Below are 16,354 nucleotides of genomic sequence, written 5' to 3'. Positions count from 1 at the left end.
ATGGCAAAAGAGAAATTTGAAAGAACCAAACCACACGTAAATGTGGGAACAATTGGTCACGTTGACCATGGAAAAACTACTTTAACTGCAGCCCTTACTAAGGTTATGGCTGAGATGAACGGTGGTGAATTCAAGGATTATGCAAATATTGATAATGCTCCTGAAGAAAGAGAGCGTGGTATTACGATCTCAACAGCGCACGTAGAGTATGAGTCAGAAGCTCGTCACTACGCTCACGTTGATTGCCCAGGACACGCGGACTACGTTAAGAACATGATTACGGGTGCTGCTCAAATGGACGGCGCTATTATTGTAATCGCTGCAACTGATGGACCAATGGCTCAAACACGTGAGCACATTCTATTGTCTCGTCAAGTGGGTGTTCCTTACATCGTTGTTTACATGAACAAAGCCGATATGGTTGATGATGAAGAATTAGTAGAGCTTGTTGAAATGGAAATCCGTGAACTTTTGACAGAATACGAATTCCCAGGTGATGACACTCCAGTGATTTTTGGTTCAGCATTGAAAGCACTAGAAGGTGACACATCAGATATTGGTGTTCCTTCAATTATGAAGTTAGTTGAAGCATTAGATACATACATCCCAACTCCAGAGCGTGATACAGATAAGACATTCCTAATGCCAATTGAGGACGTGTTCTCAATCTCAGGCCGTGGAACAGTTGTAACAGGTCGTATTGAACGTGGTGTTGTTAATGTTGGTGATGAAATCGAAATCGTTGGTATTAAAGATACGCAGCTGACTACTTGTACAGGTGTTGAAATGTTTAGAAAATTGCTTGACTCAGGTGAAGCAGGTGATAACGTTGGTGTTCTTCTACGTGGTACGAAGCGTGAAGATGTTGAGCGTGGTCAAGTACTTGCTAAAAAAGGTACGATTAACCCACACACTAAGTTTGAAGCAGAGATATATGTTTTAAGTAAAGAAGAAGGTGGACGTCATACTCCATTCTTTAACAATTATCGTCCACAGTTCTACTTCAGAACAACAGACGTTACTGGTGCATGCGAACTGCCAAAAGGCGTTGAAATGGTTATGCCAGGTGACAATGTGAAGATGACAATTGAGTTACTAGCTCCGATTGCAATGGAAGAAGGATTAAGATTTGCAATTAGAGAAGGTGGACGTACAGTAGGTGCTGGAGTCGTCTCGAAAATTACGAGTTGATTAGTTGAATAAGAGCCGTCGATATCTTGTATAATCGACGGTTTTTTCGTATCACAAGTTAGATAAGGTAAATAGGCAAATGAGCAATCAAAATATTAGAATTAAATTAAAGGCATTTGATCATCGATTAATCGACAAATCTGCCGTAGAGATTGTAGAAACAGCGAAACGAACTGGTGCAAGTGTAAGGGGTCCAATCCCTTTGCCTACCAAGACAGAGCGTTTTACTGTGTTGTCTTCTCCGCATGTTAATAAAGATGCTAGAGATCAGTACCAACTTAAAACTTATGTTAGGTTGATGGACGTAATTAGTCCAACAGATAAAACAGTAGACGCATTGATGAAATTGGATCTTGCAGCTGGTGTTGATGTAAAAATCCAACTTAACTAATAGAATAGAAAGGATTAATAAAATGGCAATTGCATTAGTAGGAAAAAAATTAGGAATGACACGTTTGATGGCTGATGATGGTTCAGCGTCTTCTGTTAGTGTCATTAAGATAGAACCTAACCGAGTAGTGCAGAGTAAGTCTGTTGATACAGATGGTTATAATGCTGTTCAAGTTACAACAGGAAAAAAGACTAATAAAAAAGGCGATGCAAAAATCCGTCGCGTATCTAGTTCATTAAAAGGTCATTACGCAAAAGCTTCTCAAGAAATTGGCCTTGGACTTTGGGAAATGAGAGTAAGTGAAAACGAAGTTTCTGATATGCCTAACCTTGATGTTTCATTTTTTGGTGCTGGGCATTATGTAAATGTCACAGGTAAATCGAAAGGTAAAGGATTTCAGGGTGGTGTAAAGCGTCATAACTTTAGTATGCAAGATGCAACTCATGGAAACTCAGTTTCTCACCGTGCGATTGGTTCAACAGGACAATGTCAGGATCCAGGTCGCGTATTTAAAGGTAAAAAAATGGCCGGTCAAATGGGTAATGCTCAAGTGACAGAAGAGTGTTTGGAAATCCTACGGGTTGATAGTGAGCGTAATCTATTATTAGTTAAAGGCGCAATTCCAGGCTCTAAAAATGGCTTTGTAAGGGTGTTTTTGTCAGATAAAAAGAACAAAATTAATTCTGAAATAAGTAAGCAGCTATCTGATCAACAAGTTGCTCCAGTTGAAGAAGCTGAAGAAACAGTTGTTGAGGCATCAGTGGAAGCAGAAGTTGAAGCTCCTATAGTTGAAGATGTTGCAGCAGATATAGAACAAAATCAAGATAAAGAAACTGAAGCTTAATAAATAGTTATTTAAAGGTCTAATGATGAAAGTAAAAGTATTAAATTTAAAAACGAACAAATCTACTTCTCAAGAAGTTTCAGATGATATTTTTGGTCGGAACTATAATGAGTCATTAGTTCATCAAATAACAACTGCTTATATGGCGGGTGGTAGAAGTGGCACTAAAGCACAAAAAAATCGTGCTGCTGTAAGTGGTGGTGGAAAGAAGCCTTGGAAACAGAAGGGAACTGGTCGTGCTAGAGCAGGTACTTCACGTGGACCTATTTGGAGAAGTGGTGGTGTAACTTTTGCCGCTCAGCCTCGTAATTATTCTCAAAAAGTTAATAAAAAAATGTACAAAGGTGCAATTAGCGTTATATTTTCGGAGCTACTTCGCAATGATCGCCTAAAGATAGTTTCAGATCTTGAAATTACCGAACCTAAAACAAAAAATATTACGTCACTAATGAAATCCTTAAATCTTAAGGATGCTTTGTTAATGACAGATGAGCTAGATGAGAACTTGTACTTGTCTTCAAGGAATTTATACCATGTTGGTGTTTGCGATACTCAAAGTATTGACCCAGTAAGCTTAATTGGTTATGACAATGTTGTAATGACAAAAGCTGCGTTAAAAAAAGTTGAGGCAATGTTATGAATAAAGAAAAAATATTAAGTGTCCTACTAGGACCAATTGTTTCTGAAAAATCTACTCTAGCATCAGCTAATAACCAGTACATCTTTAAGGTCAAACCTGATAGCAATAAGAGAGAAGTTAAAGCTGCAGTTGAAGAATTATTTGGAGTTACTGTTGAAGGTGTTACTACTTCGAATGTAAAAGGCAAGAGAAAGACTTACAAAGGTAAAGTTGGACAGCGTGTTAATTGGAAAAAAGCGGTCGTTAAAGTGTCTGAAGGTCAGATGATTGACGTAACTGCTTCATAGAGAATTTATTATGGCATTAGTTATAAAAAGAAAACCAACCTCACCAGGCAGAAGACATGTTGTCAGTGTTGTTGATAAAGATTTGCATAAGGGAAAGCCTTTTGCAGCTTTAACAGAGAGTAAGAATAGAATAAATGGTCGAAATAACCGTGGAAAAATCACAGTTAGGCATAGAGGTGGAGGCCATAAACAGAGATATCGTATTATCGACTTTAAACGTAATAAGGATGATATTGCTGCAACAGTAGAAAGAATTGAATACGATCCAAATAGAAGTGCAAACATTGCTTTAGTTTTATATGCTGATGGTGAAAGACGGTACATAATTGCACCGAAGGGTGTTAATGCTGGAGACCAAGTAATTTCTGGAAACTCAGTTGCTATACAAGCTGGTAATGCCTTGCCTTTGAGTAACATCCCACTTGGTAGCGTAATACATTGTGTTGAGCTTAAGCCACAAAAAGGTGCTCAAATTGCTCGCAGTGCGGGTACATCAGTCCAACTAGTTGCTAAAGAAGGTAACTACGTTACCCTTAGGCTTCGCTCTGGTGAAGTTAGAAAAGTACTAGCTGAATGTCGTGCTACTCTTGGGCAGGTTTCAAAGTCAGAACATAGTTTAAGAAAACTAGGAAAGGCTGGAGCAACACGCTGGAGAGGTGTTAGACCAACAGTTCGTGGTGTAGTAATGAATCCAGTCGATCACCCACATGGAGGTGGTGAAGGAAAAACTAGTGGTGGTAGGCATCCGGTTTCTCCTTGGGGTACTCCTACTAAGGGATACAAAACACGAAGCAATAAACGTACTGATAAACTTATCGTACGTCGTAGAAATTAAAGGGAAATTATGGCAAGATCACTAAGAAAAGGTCCATTTGTAGATGAGCACTTAATCAAGAAAGTATTAAAGGCTCAAGATAACAACGATAGAAAACCAATTAAGACTTGGTCGCGTCGTTCAGTTATTGTTCCTGAAATGATTGGGCTAACAATAGCTATACATAATGGGCGTAATCATGTTCCAGTTTCGATTAATGAGAATATGATTGGCCATAAACTAGGCGAGTTTGCCGTAACAAGAACATTCAAGAGTCACTCTGGTGACCGTAAATCGTAGGCATAAGGTGACATCATGATAGAAGTTAAAGCAATTCATAAATATGCAAAAATCTCACCTTTTAAAGTTAGATTAATTGCTGATCAAATTCGAAATAAGCCAGTTGAAGAGGCTTTGAGTATTCTGACATTTAGCAATAAAAAGGCTGCGGTACTTGTAAAAAAAGTTTTAAGTTCGGCGATTTCTAATGCTGAGCATAATGATGGATTAGATGTAGATGAACTAAAGGTAAGTAGTATTTTCGTAAATGAAGGTTCTACAATGAAACGTATTCGCCCAAGAGCAAAAGGTAGAGCGAATCGTATTCTTAAACGATCAAGCCACATTAGTGTTGGCGTAAGCGAGTAAAAAATTATGGGTCAAAAAGTAAATCCAGTAGGCATTAGATTAGGAATTGTAAAAGATTGGCATTCAAAGTGGTATGCCAGTAGTAAAAACTATTCAGAATATTTGTTGTCTGACATTTCTGTGAGAGATTTCTTGTTTAAAGAGTTATCAACGGCTTCAGTAAGTCGTATTAGTATTGAAAGATTATCAAATACAGCTAAAGTTATTATTCATACAGCTCGACCTGGAATAGTCATTGGCAAAAAAGGAGCTGATATTGAGAAGTTGAAGAACCTAGTATCAAAAATGATGGGCGTTCCAGTTCATATTAGTATTGAAGAAGTTAAGCAACCAGAATTAGATGCTCGCTTAGTTGCTGAGAACATTGCACAACAGCTTGAAAAACGAGTGATGTATCGACGCGCAGTAAAGCGTGTGCTAGGTAATGCTACAAGATTGGGTGCTCTAGGAATTAAAATAATGGTAAGTGGTAGATTAAATGGTGCTGAAATTGCTCGATCTGAGTGGTACCGTGAAGGCCGTGTTCCGTTACACACATTTAGAGCTGACGTTGACTATAGTAGTTATAGAGCAAATACTCAGTATGGAGTTATCGGCATTAAAGTATGGATTTTTAAAGGCGAAATCTTAGATCATAATAAAGGCACTATTGAAGAAGTTTCAAAGCGTGGTGCTGGAAAACAAACAGTAAAGAAGTAAAGGAATTAACAAATGTTGCAACCTAAACGTACAAAATTTAGAAAAATGATGAAAAACCGCAACCGTGGTTTAGCTGCTGGTCACAATGTAAGCTTTGGCGATATTGGGCTGCAAGCAACTGGAAGATGTCGAATGACTGCGAGACAGATTGAAGCTGCACGTCGTGCAATGACAAGACATGTTAAGCGTCAAGGAAAAATTTGGATTCGTGTCTTTCCTGATAAGCCAATTACTAAAAAACCCTTAGAAGTTCGCATGGGTAAAGGTAAAGGGAGTGTTGAATATTGGGTTGCACTTATTAAGCCTGGCCAAATGTTATTTGAAATGCAGGGAGTTGACGAAGTAACTGCGAGAGAAGCTTTTGAGCTTGCAGCTGCAAAGCTTCCAGTTAAAACAACAGTAATTAAACGGACAATAATGTAATGGATGTTAAAGAATTAAGAGATCAAGATGAGTCTCAATTAAATGAACAGCTTATAACCTTGCTTAAAGAGCACTTTGAATTGCGCATGCAGCAGAGTACTTCTCAATTGAGTGATTTATCAAAGCTTAGTAAATCAAAAAAATCAATTGCCCAAATTAAAACAATAATTAATGAGAAGAAGTCATGAGTGAAACTAATTCAGTAGAAAGAACACTAACAGGAACAGTTGTTAGTAATAGTCGTGACAAAACCATTGCTGTTTTAGTTGAACGCAAAGTCCGTCATCCAATTTATAAAAAATATATTAAGCGCAGTACAAAAGTCCACGCACATGATGAAAAGAATGAATGTGGTCTTGGTGATGTCGTAAAAGTTTCTGAATCAAAGCCATTTTCGAAAACAAAGAATTGGGCGTTGGTAGAAGTTGTTGAAAAATCTGTAAATATTGATTAACTAGTAGCATTTAAGAGAGAAGAATATGATTCAAATGCAAACAAGATTACATATAGCTGACAATAGTGGCGGTGTTAAAGCAATGTGTATTAAAGTTTTAGGTGGTTCTAAGCGTCGTTATGCCAATATTGGTGACGTTATTAAGGTTAGTATAAAAGAAGCATCTCCACGAGGTAAAGTTAAGAAAGGTGATGTTTATGATGCAGTAGTTGTTCGAACAGCTCAAGGTGTTCGCCGAAGTGATGGATCTCGAATTCGTTTTGATAACAATGCTGTAGTACTTTTAAATCCTAAATTAGAGCCAATCGGCACACGTATTTTTGGACCTGTGACTCGTGAATTAAGAAATGCACAGTTTATGAAGATTGTTTCACTTGCACCAGAGGTTCTGTAATGATGAAAATTAAGCAAAATGATGAAGTAATAGTTATTGCAGGAAAAGACAAGGGCTCAATTGGATCTGTAAAAAAAGTGCTTGGAGCAAAAGTTATTGTTGAAGGTTTAAACCTTGCCAAAAAACATGTTCGTGCTAATCCTCAGGAAGGGATTCAAGGTGGCATCGAAGAAAAGGAAATGCCATTAAGTATCTCAAATGTTGCAATTTACAACCCAACTTCAAAGAAGGCAGATCGCATTGGAGTTAGGGCTGATGATAAAGGCGTAAAAGAGAGATTTTACAAATCGAGCGGTGAATCCGTACTTTGATATAACAAATAAATAGGTGATAAGTGTCTAGATTACAAGAACAATACAAAAATGAAATTCTCCCTAAATTAAAGGAAGTATTAGGTGTTTCAAATTCAATGTCTGTTCCTAAGATTGAAAAAATAACAATCAATATGGGCTTAGGTAGTGCATTGGGTGATAAAAAAATATTAGAAAGTGCTCTTGAGGAGCTTGGCCTAATTTCTTCACAAAAGCCAATGACTTGTTTAGCAAGAAAGTCAGTAGCTAGTTTTAAGCTCAGAGAGGGCAATGCTATTGGATGTAAAGTTACTTTGAGAAAAGAAAGAATGTACGAATTTTTAGATCGTTTAGTGAATGTTGCAATACCTCGCATTAGAGATTTTCGTGGACTTAATGATAAATCGTTTGATGGGCGTGGAAACTACAATATGGGAATTACAGAGCAAATAGTGTTTCCTGAAATAGAATTTGATAAAGTAACAAAAGTACGTGGTATGGATATTGCAATCACTACCAATGCAAAAAATGATGAAGATGCTAAGAAACTATTGGCGATGTTTAATTTTCCATTTAAAGGAGAAAATAATGGCTAAAAAGTCTATGATTAACAGAGATCTTAAGCGATCAAAGTTGGTTGAAAAGTTCAAGGAAAAACGCCTTGAGCTAAAAAAAATTATTAAGAGTATTCATACCTCTGATGAAGATCGTTTCCAGGCGGTGATTAAATTGCAATCACTTCCAAGAGATGCTTCACCTGTTCGTCAACGTAACCGTTGCGGTCTGTCAGGACGTCCTCATGGGTTTTATCGTAAATTTGGCTTGGCCAAATCTCAACTCAGAGAGCGCACTATGAATGGTGAAGTTCCTGGATTATCTAAAGCAAGCTGGTAGGAGTTTAATATGAGTATGTCTGACCCAATAGCTGATATGTTGACTAGAATTAGGAATGCACAAGCAGTTAATAAAGATCAAGTAAGTATCCCAGCTTCAAATTTGAAGTCTGCAATTGCCAGTGTTATGCAAGACGAAGGTTATATTACTTCTTTTGCTATTGAAGGTGATAAAGCTGCTAACAAAACGTTAGTAATAAAATTAAAATATTTTGATGACCAACCAGTTATTGAATCCTTAAACAGAATTTCTAAGCCTAGCTTAAGACATTATGCAAGCAAAGACGAGATGCCAAGAATTATGAATGGTTTAGGTATTGTCATTGTTTCAACACCAAAAGGTGTGATGACAGGTCAAGCTGCCAAAGCCCAAAATATTGGTGGTGAAGTCTTGTGCAGTGTTTCATAATATTGGAGATTAAGAATGTCTAGAATTGCAAAAGCACCAATTACAATCCCTGAAGGCGTAAATATTACGCAAGCTGAAGGATTAATTTCGGTCAAAGGAAAACTTGGTGAAATGACAATGCACGTTAATTCAGCAGTCCTTGTTTCTAATAACGATAATGTATTAACCTTTGAGCCAAATGAAGTGAGTAAGAAAGAACAAAAAGGCGCATGGGCTCAAGCTGGAACAGTAAGAGCAAATACAGCAAATTTAATTAAAGGCGTTACCGAAGGCTGGGAGAAGAAGTTAACCCTAATTGGAGTTGGTTATCGTGCTAAAGCGCAAGGTAAAGTATTAAACTTAACTTTAGGTTTTTCTCATCCAGTTAACTATAACTTGCCTGAAGGTATTTCTGTTGAAACTCCTTCGCAGACAGAGGTTATTGTTAAAGGTATTGATAAGCAGAAAGTTGGTCAAGCAGCAGCAGAAATTAGAGCATTCCGTCCACCAGAGCCATATAAAGGTAAAGGTGTTCGCTATACAGATGAGCAGGTTGTTCGTAAAGCTGCTAAGAAAAAATAATAGATTAAAGGTAGTTAAATGAAATTATCAAAAAAAGATGCTCGTTTAAGAAGAGCAACAAAATTTAGAGCAAAGCATGCTGAAAGAGATGTTGAGCGTTTATGTGTATTTAAATCTTCTCAACATATATATGCTCAGATTATTAGTGGTTGTGGCACGAAAACGTTAGCTTCTGCATCAAGCATATCTTTGAAAATGAAGAATGGTGGAAATGTTGAAGCCGCTTCAAAGGTTGGAGATTTGATAGCAAAGGCTGCTAAAAAAGCTAAAGTTTCTAAGGTCGCATTTGATCGTTCTGGATTTAAGTATCACGGACGAGTAAAAGCCCTTGCTGAAGCGGCAAGAGAAGGCGGATTAGATTTTTAATTAAGTAAATTTAAGGTTTAAAGAATGGCTGATAATAAAAGAAATAATTATAAAGAAGAAAGCGAATTCATCGAAAAGCTGGTTAATATTCGACGCGTAGTTAAAGTTGTTAAAGGCGGTAGAATTTTTGGTTTTTCTGCTCTAGTAGTAGTTGGTGATGGAAACGGAAAAGTTGGGTATGGAACTGGAAAAGCGCGTGAAGTTCCTTTAGCTATTCAAAAAGCAATGGATAAAGCTAAAAGAGCAATGAAGCCAGTCCCATTAGTAAATGGAACATTGCACTACCCTATTACATCATCTGTTGGAGCTGCTAAAGTTTATATGCAGCCAGCATCTGAAGGTACAGGTGTGATTGCTGGCGGACCAATGCGTAGTGTTTTAGAGGCAGTTGGTGTACATAATATTTTGGCAAAGTGTAATGGTACTCGTAACCCAATTAGTGTTGTTAGGGCTACTGTTGAAGGTTTAACTCAAATGTCATCGCCACAAATAGTTGCTGCAAAGCGCGGCAAAACAGTTGAACAAATTACTGGAGAGGTCTGATGGCTGAGAAAAAAGTAGATATCAAAGCAGCCCCTAAAAAAGCAGCTCCTAAAAAAGCAGCCCCTAAAAAAGTTGCTGATAAGAAAGTTGAGGCTACTAAAGTAGTTGAAACAAAAAAAGCACCTACTAAAAAAGCTTCATCTACAAAGCCAACAGTAAGTGTGACATTAGTTAAAAGTTTTTATGGGCGTCTTCCTAAGCATCGTGCTACAGTAACTGGTTTAGGATTAAAAAGAATTAACCATACGGTTGTTCTTGAAGACACGCCAGAAGTAAGAGGCATGATTAATAAAGTGTCTTACTTATTAAAAGTTGAGGGTTAAATAATGAATTTAAATACTTTGAAGCCTGCAGTAGGCGAAAAAACTAGCAGAAAGCGTGTCGGAAGAGGCATAGGTTCTGGAATGGGTAAAACTGCTGGTAGGGGTCACAAAGGTCAAAAATCACGATCTGGTGGATTTTCTAAGGTTGGTTTTGAAGGTGGTCAGATGCCACTTCAAAGAAGATTGCCTAAGGTTGGCTTTTCGTCAAGGGTTTCTATAATAACTTCTCAGGTAACTTTATCTCAACTTGATAAGTTAACTGAAACTGACATCAATATTGATGTTCTTAAGAAGCACAACCTTGTAACTAAAAATATATTAAGAGTTAAGGTTATGCTGTCAGGTGAAATCAATCGCGCTATTAACTTAGTTGGAATTAAGCCAACTAAGGGTGCTAAAGCAGCTATTGAAGCTGCAAAAGGAACCATAAGCGAGTAATGAGATGAGTGAAGATCTATTAAAACGCATCCTATACCTAGTCGGTGCTTTAATCGTTTTCAGACTTGGAACGCATATTGTGATTCCATTTATATCGCAGACTGCGCTTGCCTCTCTCGTTGAAGATAATAGAACTGGCATATTAGGAATGATGAATATGTTTTCAGGCGGAGCGTTAGAGCGCTTATCGATATTTACGCTTGGAATTATGCCTTATATTTCTTCTTCCATTATCATGAACTTGATGACTTCAGTTGTTCCAAAATTTGAACAGCTTAAAAAAGAAGGTGATCGAGGAAGAAGAACGATTACTCAATATACTAGAATGGGTACAGTCCTTTTAGCGGTGTTTCAATCTTATGGTGTATCAATTGCGCTTCAGTCTCAATCAGGCGGCGGTGTTGCGTTAGTTACAAATCCTGGTCTAACATTTAGTTTTGTTACAGTAGTTACACTAACTACTGGTACTTTATTCTTGATGTGGCTTGGAGAACAGATTAGTGAAAAAGGAATTGGAAATGGAATCTCGATGATAATTTTTGCGGGTATTGTTGCAGGATTACCTTCTTCATTTGGAAACACACTTAGTATGGTAGGTACTGGGGAATTAAGCGTATTTGTCGTAGTACTAATGCTAGCAATGGTTGTTTTAGTTATGGCCTTTGTTGTTTTCATGGAGCGTGGGCAAAGAAGAATTGCAGTTAATTATGCAAAGAGGCAACAGGGACGAAAAATGGTCGGTGGCCAGACTTCTTATTTACCACTTAAGATCAATATGGCAGGAGTAATACCGCCAATTTTTGCTTCGAGTATTATTCTATTTCCTGCAACTTTAGGTGGTTGGTTTTCTCAATCTGATGGGATGGGCTGGTTAGCAGACATTACGTCAAGTATTTCACCTGGACAACCTCTTTATATAATTTTTTATGGCGCAGCCATTATCTTTTTTACATTTTTCTATACTGCTCTAACTTTTAATGCAAAAGATACAGCAGACAACTTAAGGAAATCAGGTGGTTTTATTCCAGGAATTAGACCTGGGCAGCACTCAGCAGACTATATAGATGCGGTTACTTCTAGGTTAACAGCAGTGGGAGCTATTTATATAACAGCAGTATGCTTACTTCCAGAGTTTTTAATTTTATATTGGAACGTGCCTTTCTACTTTGGTGGTACTAGCCTTTTGATTATCGTAGTTGTAGTAATGGATTTTATAGCACAAGCGCAATCTCATATGATGTCTAATCAATATGAAGGTTTAATGCGTAAAGCAAATTTAAAGTAAGGGTAAGTTATGAAAGTGAGAGCATCAGTGAAAAAAATTTGTAAGGATTGCAAAATTATTAAGAGACATGGAGTGATTCGTGTCATATGTAAAGAGCCTCGTCATAAGCAAAGGCAAGGTTGATGACATTGACAGACGTTGATTTACAAAGTAAAATTGCACGATTTTTCAACTTTAAAATTTTGAATGGAAATATCCATTCAAAAATATAATTTTTTTGAGGCATAGGTAGAGTATATGGCACGTATTGCAGGCATAAATATTCCAACAAACAAGCATATTGTAATTGGTTTACAATCAATTTTTGGTATTGGAGAAACTAGATCAAAGTTAATTTGTAAAACACTAAAGTTAGAGCCGAGTACGAAGGTATCTGCATTAACTGAAGATCAGTTAGAGTCAATTCGTACAGCAATCTCTCAATTTGAAGTTGAAGGGGACTTGCGTCGTGAAGTTGCTATGAATATAAAGCGTCTTAGAGATTTAGGCTGCTATCGTGGTATTCGCCATAGAAAGGGATTACCTTTACGTGGTCAAAGAACTAAAACAAACGCTAGAACTCGAAAGGGTCCGCGTCGTTTAATCAAATAATTAAGGCATATAGTTACTATGGCAAAAGAGCAAACAGTTAAAAAGAAGTCTAAGAAAATCGTTTCTGACGGTATTGCGCATATTCATGCAACTTTTAATAACACTATCGTGATGATCACAGATCGTCATGGAAACACACTATGTTGGGCAACTTCAGGTGGTGCGGGTTTTAGGGGTTCTAGAAAATCTACTCCGTTTGCTGCACAAGTCGCTGCCGGTAATTGTGGTGAAAAAGCACAAGCTTTTGGAATGAAAAATGTAGAAGTTCGAGTTAAAGGTCCAGGCCCAGGTCGCGACTCTGCTATTCGTGGCTTGAATGCACAAGGGTTAAAAATTCAATCAATAACAGATGTGACGCCTATACCTCATAATGGTTGTCGTCCTTCTAAGAAACGTAGAGTATAAGGATAAATTATGGCAAGATATACAGGTCCTACATGTAAGCTAGCTCGCCGTGAAGGTGTTGACTTAGAGCTTAAAAGTGGAATTCGATCTATTGATTCTAAATGTAAATTAACACAACTTCCTGGGGTGCATGGAGCAAACGCGCGTCGTCAAAAAGGCAGTGAATATGGTTTACAACTTCGTGAAAAGCAAAAAGTTAGACGTATCTATGGTGTCTTAGAAAAGCAGTTTAGTCTTTACTATAAAAAAGCTAGTGCAAAAAAAGGACCAACGGGTGAAAATTTATTATCACTTCTTGAGTGCCGCCTGGATAATGTTGTTTACAGAATGGGTTTCGCCTCTACTCGTGCAGAAGCTAGACAGTTAGTGTCTCATAAGTCAATTGTAGTAAATGGAAAATTAGTTAATATACCCTCTTTCCAAGTCAGTGCAAATGATGAAATCTCTGTTCGAGAAAAAGCAAAAAAACAAAGCCGAATTCAACTAGCACTTGAAATTTCTGGTCAGAGCGGATTATCTGAGTGGTTGGATGTTGATAACAAAGCATTGAAAGGTGTTTTTAAAAATGTACCTGCTCGCGATGAATTATCTTCAGATATTTCAGAGCAATTAATCGTTGAATTGTATTCTAAATAGGAATTAAATATGCAAGGAAGTGCAAGAAATTTTCTAAAACCAAAATTAGTAGATTCAGTTGAGTTGTCTAAAAATGAATATCGCGTTGTTCTTGAGCCTTTTGAAAGAGGATTTGGACACACATTAGGAAATTCAATTAGAAGAACATTATTATCTTCTATGGTTGGGTCTGCCATTACAGAAGTAGCAATCGATGGTGTAATGCATGAATTTTCAACGATTGAAGGTGTTCAAGAAGACGTACTAGATATACTCCTTAATCTTAAAGAAGCTTCTATTGGTCTAAACTCAAGTGATAGCGCTACAGTTATTATTGAGAAACAAGGTCCATGTGAACTTACTGTTGCAGATATTGAGGCAAATGGTACAGATGTTTCTGTATTTAACCCTGAGAAAGTAATAGCCACTGTTAATGAAGGTGGAAAAATTAGAATGACTGTTGTTATTGGTACTGGTGTTGGTTACGATGTTGCTGTCGCTAGATCAGTTGATTCTGAAACAATTGGAAGTATTCAATTAGATGCAAGTTTTTCTCCAATTAAAAGAGTTAGCTTTACAGTTGAATCTGCAAGAGTTGAGCAAAAAGTGAATCTAGATAGGCTAAATATCGTTATTGAAACTAATGGTTCAATTAACGCTGAAGATGCTGTTAAGAGAGCTGCTACAATTCTTCAAGATCAACTATCGTCATTTGTTGAGTTAGAGCCAGTAATCGAAGAAGAGCCGCAACCAACTTCAGATGACTTTCCTCCAATGTATTTATCGGCTGTTGATGAGCTTGAATTAACAGTTCGCTCTGCAAACTGTTTGAAAGCCGAACAAATCTATTACATTGGTGACTTGATTCAAAAATCAGAGCAAGACTTACTTAGAACTCCAAACTTGGGTCGTAAGTCACTTAATGAAATTAAAGAAGTTTTGACTGAGAAAAATTTAGAGCTTGGTACAGAGATTGAAAACTGGCCACCAGTTGACTTAATGAGTGAATAAGGAAAAATAATGAGACACAGAAAGTCAGGTAGACAATTAAATAGAAATTCATCGCATAGAAAAGCCATGTTTAAGAATATGGCTAATTCATTAATTCTGCATGAAACAATTAAAACAACACTTCCTAAAGCGAAAGAATTAAGACGCGTTATCGAGCCTTTAATTACAAGAGCCAAGGCAGATAGCGTTGCTAATCGTCGTCATATTTTCTCTAAACTAAGAGATGATGCAATGGTTGCTAAGTTGTTTACGCAATTGGGCCCTTTTTATCAAGATCGTCCTGGTGGATATATACGTATTTTAAAAGCAGGTTTTCGTACAGGTGATAAAGCTCCAATGGCATTAGTTCAATTAGTTGATTTTGAAGGCCAAGAAGAGGTTATTATTGAGGCACCTAAGAAAGAAACTAAAGCTGCTGCACCTAAGAAAGAAACTAAAGCTGCTGCACCTAAGAAAGAAACTAAAGCTGCTGCACCTAAGAAAGAAACTAAAGCTGCTGCACCTAAGAAAGAAACTAAAGCTCAAGCAACAAAAAAAGAATCATAAAGGAATTACCATATGCCAGCAATTAAAGTAAGAGAGAATGAACCATTTGATATTGCACTTCGTCGTTTCAGACGTCTTTGTGATAGAGCGGGAGTTATCACAGATGTTAGGAAAAAAGAGTATTTTGAGAAGCCTACGTGGGTTAATAAGCGCAAAAAAGCTGCTGCAGTTAAAAGAACTCATAAAGAAATGTCAAAAAATCGTATTCACCGCAAACGCATGTACTAATCACTATTTATAGTGAGAAAGTAAATCAAAATATGTCACAGCTAAAACAACTCATTACTGACGATATGAAGTTAGCAATGAAGGCTAAAGACAAAGAAGCCCTCAAAGCAATTCGTATGATTCTTGGGGCAATTAAACAAAAAGAAATAGATGAGCGCATCGAATTGACTGACAGCCAAGCTTTGTCTGTTATTCAAAAAATGGTCAAGCAGCGTAAAGATTCTATAACACAATTTTCAGACGCTGGAAGAACTGACTTAGTTGACATTGAAGAGGCAGAGCTTTTAATTATAAATAACTACATGCCAAAGCAGCTAAGTAAAGATGAGGTTGAGGCTGCAGTTATTAAAGCTATTTCTGAAACTGGAGCTGACTCTATGAAAGATATGGGTAAGCTAATGGGTGTTCTTAAAAGTCAGCTTGATGGTAAAGCTGATATGGGCCTTGTTTCCCAATTAATTAAAGCCAAACTAAGCTAGTTCTAGTTATACATACTGGTTACTATTTCTTCCATAACGACAAAGGTTGAGCTATGCTGAACATTTGGTAGTGATGAAATTTTTTCACCTAAGACCTTTCGATAACTCTCCATATTTTGCGTTCTGACTTTCAATAAGTAATCGAAATTTGATGCAATCATATGACATTGCTCTACTTCTGTAATATCTTTAATTGCTCTATTGAATGAATTTAGTGCGGCAGTTTTTGTATCATTCATCTTAATTTGAACAAATGCAATATGGTTATTCTCCACTAACTCATGATCAATAATGGCCTTATAGCCTTTGATATATCCTGACGCCTCTAATTTTTTAATACGATTTAAACAAGGCGTTTTAGATAACCCAATTTGATTAGACAATTCAGTAACAGTCATTCGACCATCACTTTGAAGGAGCTTAAGAATCTTATGATCGAAACTATCAATAGTAGGCATAATCACTAAATAAATTAAAATTATAGATCTATTATAATTAAATTTTTAATATATAAGTCTTATTATATGCATTTAAAAAAATTATAGTTATTATGACTATTTGATTTAAATTAAAATTATTATTATTT

31 protein-coding genes and 1 pseudogene are annotated in these 16,354 nt (G+C 36.9%); 31 read left to right on the top strand and 1 reads right to left on the bottom strand.

Going from position 1 to position 16,354, the window contains the following annotated elements:
- From tuf to ABXT49_RS07405, 31 genes and pseudogenes are all read left to right on the top strand, one after another.
- Entirely contained in the window at positions 1–1,191 is a 1,191-nt protein-coding gene (gene tuf / locus ABXT49_RS07555) for an elongation factor Tu (protein WP_416651344.1), read from the top strand.
- Between the two features lie 79 nt (positions 1,192–1,270).
- The gene (rpsJ, locus tag ABXT49_RS07550; RefSeq protein ID WP_271537458.1) at positions 1,271–1,582 is read left to right on the top strand and encodes a 30S ribosomal protein S10; all 312 of its coding nucleotides are present in this window, start codon (positions 1,271–1,273) and stop codon (positions 1,580–1,582) included.
- 22 nt (positions 1,583–1,604) lie between these two features.
- Positions 1,605–2,426, top strand: coding sequence for a 50S ribosomal protein L3 (rplC, locus tag ABXT49_RS07545; RefSeq protein ID WP_416651635.1), 822 nt, complete (start codon positions 1,605–1,607; stop codon positions 2,424–2,426).
- Positions 2,427–2,451: 25 nt separating this feature from the next.
- Positions 2,452–3,066 (top strand): 50S ribosomal protein L4, encoded by a 615-nt coding sequence (gene rplD, locus ABXT49_RS07540; protein ID WP_416653556.1) that lies wholly within the window; start codon positions 2,452–2,454, stop codon positions 3,064–3,066.
- Entirely contained in the window at positions 3,063–3,353 is a 291-nt protein-coding gene (gene rplW / locus ABXT49_RS07535) for a 50S ribosomal protein L23 (RefSeq protein WP_416651634.1), read from the top strand. The genes rplD and rplW overlap by 4 nt, the downstream gene beginning before the upstream one ends.
- Before the next feature lie 10 nt (positions 3,354–3,363).
- Complete coding sequence (gene rplB, locus ABXT49_RS07530) at positions 3,364–4,188, top strand: 50S ribosomal protein L2 (RefSeq protein ID WP_416651632.1); 825 nt, start codon at positions 3,364–3,366, stop codon at positions 4,186–4,188.
- Between the two features lie 9 nt (positions 4,189–4,197).
- Positions 4,198–4,467 (top strand): 30S ribosomal protein S19, encoded by a 270-nt coding sequence (gene rpsS / locus ABXT49_RS07525; RefSeq protein WP_271537450.1) that lies wholly within the window; start codon positions 4,198–4,200, stop codon positions 4,465–4,467.
- A gap of 18 nt (positions 4,468–4,485) precedes the next feature.
- Positions 4,486–4,815 (top strand): 50S ribosomal protein L22, encoded by a 330-nt coding sequence (gene rplV / locus ABXT49_RS07520; RefSeq protein ID WP_271537475.1) that lies wholly within the window; start codon positions 4,486–4,488, stop codon positions 4,813–4,815.
- A 6-nt stretch (positions 4,816–4,821) separates the two neighbouring features.
- Positions 4,822–5,514, top strand: coding sequence for a 30S ribosomal protein S3 (gene rpsC, locus ABXT49_RS07515; protein WP_416651631.1), 693 nt, complete (start codon positions 4,822–4,824; stop codon positions 5,512–5,514).
- 12 nt (positions 5,515–5,526) lie between these two features.
- Entirely contained in the window at positions 5,527–5,937 is a 411-nt protein-coding gene (rplP, locus tag ABXT49_RS07510; protein WP_416651630.1) for a 50S ribosomal protein L16, read from the top strand.
- Positions 5,937–6,125, top strand: a complete 189-nt coding sequence (rpmC, locus tag ABXT49_RS07505) for a 50S ribosomal protein L29 (protein WP_416651629.1) — start codon at positions 5,937–5,939, stop codon at positions 6,123–6,125. The genes rplP and rpmC overlap by 1 nt, the downstream gene beginning before the upstream one ends.
- Positions 6,122–6,391 (top strand): 30S ribosomal protein S17, encoded by a 270-nt coding sequence (gene rpsQ / locus ABXT49_RS07500; RefSeq protein WP_416651627.1) that lies wholly within the window; start codon positions 6,122–6,124, stop codon positions 6,389–6,391. Before rpmC ends, rpsQ begins: the two co-directional genes overlap by 4 nt.
- Positions 6,392–6,416: 25 nt before the next feature.
- A complete protein-coding gene (rplN, locus tag ABXT49_RS07495; RefSeq protein ID WP_271537442.1) occupies positions 6,417–6,785 on the top strand; it encodes a 50S ribosomal protein L14 in 369 nt (122 codons plus the stop codon).
- Positions 6,785–7,096, top strand: coding sequence for a 50S ribosomal protein L24 (gene rplX / locus ABXT49_RS07490; protein ID WP_416651625.1), 312 nt, complete (start codon positions 6,785–6,787; stop codon positions 7,094–7,096). The genes rplN and rplX overlap by 1 nt, the downstream gene beginning before the upstream one ends.
- Positions 7,097–7,119: 23 nt before the next feature.
- Positions 7,120–7,671 (top strand): 50S ribosomal protein L5, encoded by a 552-nt coding sequence (gene rplE, locus ABXT49_RS07485; RefSeq protein ID WP_416651624.1) that lies wholly within the window; start codon positions 7,120–7,122, stop codon positions 7,669–7,671.
- A complete protein-coding gene (gene rpsN / locus ABXT49_RS07480) occupies positions 7,664–7,969 on the top strand; it encodes a 30S ribosomal protein S14 (RefSeq protein ID WP_416651622.1) in 306 nt (101 codons plus the stop codon). The genes rplE and rpsN overlap by 8 nt, the downstream gene beginning before the upstream one ends.
- Positions 7,970–7,978: 9 nt before the next feature.
- A complete protein-coding gene (gene rpsH / locus ABXT49_RS07475; RefSeq protein WP_416651621.1) occupies positions 7,979–8,377 on the top strand; it encodes a 30S ribosomal protein S8 in 399 nt (132 codons plus the stop codon).
- A 15-nt stretch (positions 8,378–8,392) separates the two neighbouring features.
- Entirely contained in the window at positions 8,393–8,938 is a 546-nt protein-coding gene (gene rplF / locus ABXT49_RS07470; RefSeq protein WP_416651619.1) for a 50S ribosomal protein L6, read from the top strand.
- A gap of 18 nt (positions 8,939–8,956) precedes the next feature.
- On the top strand, positions 8,957–9,304 hold the full coding sequence (rplR, locus tag ABXT49_RS07465) for a 50S ribosomal protein L18 (protein ID WP_271537433.1): 348 nt from the start codon (positions 8,957–8,959) through the stop codon (positions 9,302–9,304).
- 24 nt (positions 9,305–9,328) lie between these two features.
- The gene (gene rpsE, locus ABXT49_RS07460) at positions 9,329–9,847 is read left to right on the top strand and encodes a 30S ribosomal protein S5 (RefSeq protein ID WP_271537431.1); all 519 of its coding nucleotides are present in this window, start codon (positions 9,329–9,331) and stop codon (positions 9,845–9,847) included.
- Complete coding sequence (gene rpmD / locus ABXT49_RS07455) at positions 9,847–10,170, top strand: 50S ribosomal protein L30 (protein ID WP_416651617.1); 324 nt, start codon at positions 9,847–9,849, stop codon at positions 10,168–10,170. Before rpsE ends, rpmD begins: the two co-directional genes overlap by 1 nt.
- Positions 10,171–10,173: 3 nt before the next feature.
- Positions 10,174–10,608 (top strand): 50S ribosomal protein L15, encoded by a 435-nt coding sequence (gene rplO / locus ABXT49_RS07450; protein WP_416651616.1) that lies wholly within the window; start codon positions 10,174–10,176, stop codon positions 10,606–10,608.
- A 4-nt stretch (positions 10,609–10,612) separates the two neighbouring features.
- Positions 10,613–11,893 carry a preprotein translocase subunit SecY gene (secY, locus tag ABXT49_RS07445; protein ID WP_416651614.1) on the top strand — a complete coding sequence of 427 codons (1,281 nt, stop codon included), beginning with the start codon at positions 10,613–10,615 and terminating at the stop codon, positions 11,891–11,893.
- Between the two features lie 9 nt (positions 11,894–11,902).
- A complete protein-coding gene (rpmJ, locus tag ABXT49_RS07440) occupies positions 11,903–12,016 on the top strand; it encodes a 50S ribosomal protein L36 (RefSeq protein WP_020026342.1) in 114 nt (37 codons plus the stop codon).
- A 114-nt stretch (positions 12,017–12,130) separates the two neighbouring features.
- Complete coding sequence (gene rpsM / locus ABXT49_RS07435; RefSeq protein WP_416651613.1) at positions 12,131–12,484, top strand: 30S ribosomal protein S13; 354 nt, start codon at positions 12,131–12,133, stop codon at positions 12,482–12,484.
- 18 nt (positions 12,485–12,502) lie between these two features.
- A complete protein-coding gene (gene rpsK / locus ABXT49_RS07430) occupies positions 12,503–12,889 on the top strand; it encodes a 30S ribosomal protein S11 (protein ID WP_416651612.1) in 387 nt (128 codons plus the stop codon).
- A gap of 9 nt (positions 12,890–12,898) precedes the next feature.
- Complete coding sequence (gene rpsD / locus ABXT49_RS07425) at positions 12,899–13,525, top strand: 30S ribosomal protein S4 (RefSeq protein ID WP_271537420.1); 627 nt, start codon at positions 12,899–12,901, stop codon at positions 13,523–13,525.
- Positions 13,526–13,534: 9 nt separating this feature from the next.
- The gene (locus ABXT49_RS07420; RefSeq protein ID WP_416651610.1) at positions 13,535–14,515 is read left to right on the top strand and encodes a DNA-directed RNA polymerase subunit alpha; all 981 of its coding nucleotides are present in this window, start codon (positions 13,535–13,537) and stop codon (positions 14,513–14,515) included.
- 9 nt (positions 14,516–14,524) lie between these two features.
- Positions 14,525–14,905 (top strand): annotated as a pseudogene (gene rplQ, locus ABXT49_RS07415) (50S ribosomal protein L17); the annotation flags it as partial.
- A gap of 168 nt (positions 14,906–15,073) precedes the next feature.
- Positions 15,074–15,289, top strand: coding sequence for a 30S ribosomal protein S21 (rpsU, locus tag ABXT49_RS07410; protein WP_416651608.1), 216 nt, complete (start codon positions 15,074–15,076; stop codon positions 15,287–15,289).
- A 32-nt stretch (positions 15,290–15,321) separates the two neighbouring features.
- Entirely contained in the window at positions 15,322–15,768 is a 447-nt protein-coding gene (locus ABXT49_RS07405; protein WP_416651606.1) for a GatB/YqeY domain-containing protein, read from the top strand.
- A gap of 2 nt (positions 15,769–15,770) precedes the next feature.
- Here ABXT49_RS07405 and ABXT49_RS07400 read toward each other — a convergent pair whose 3' ends face one another.
- A complete protein-coding gene (locus ABXT49_RS07400) occupies positions 15,771–16,226 on the bottom strand; it encodes an Lrp/AsnC family transcriptional regulator (RefSeq protein WP_416651605.1) in 456 nt (151 codons plus the stop codon).
- Positions 16,227–16,354 lie beyond the last annotated feature (128 nt).

It is taken from the genome of Candidatus Pseudothioglobus sp. Uisw_086, from assembly GCF_048085745.1.
Classification (GTDB): domain Bacteria; phylum Pseudomonadota; class Gammaproteobacteria; order PS1; family Pseudothioglobaceae; genus Pseudothioglobus.
Note: the sequence above shows the minus strand (reverse complement) of the source record. Positions and strands in the feature narration are given on the sequence as shown.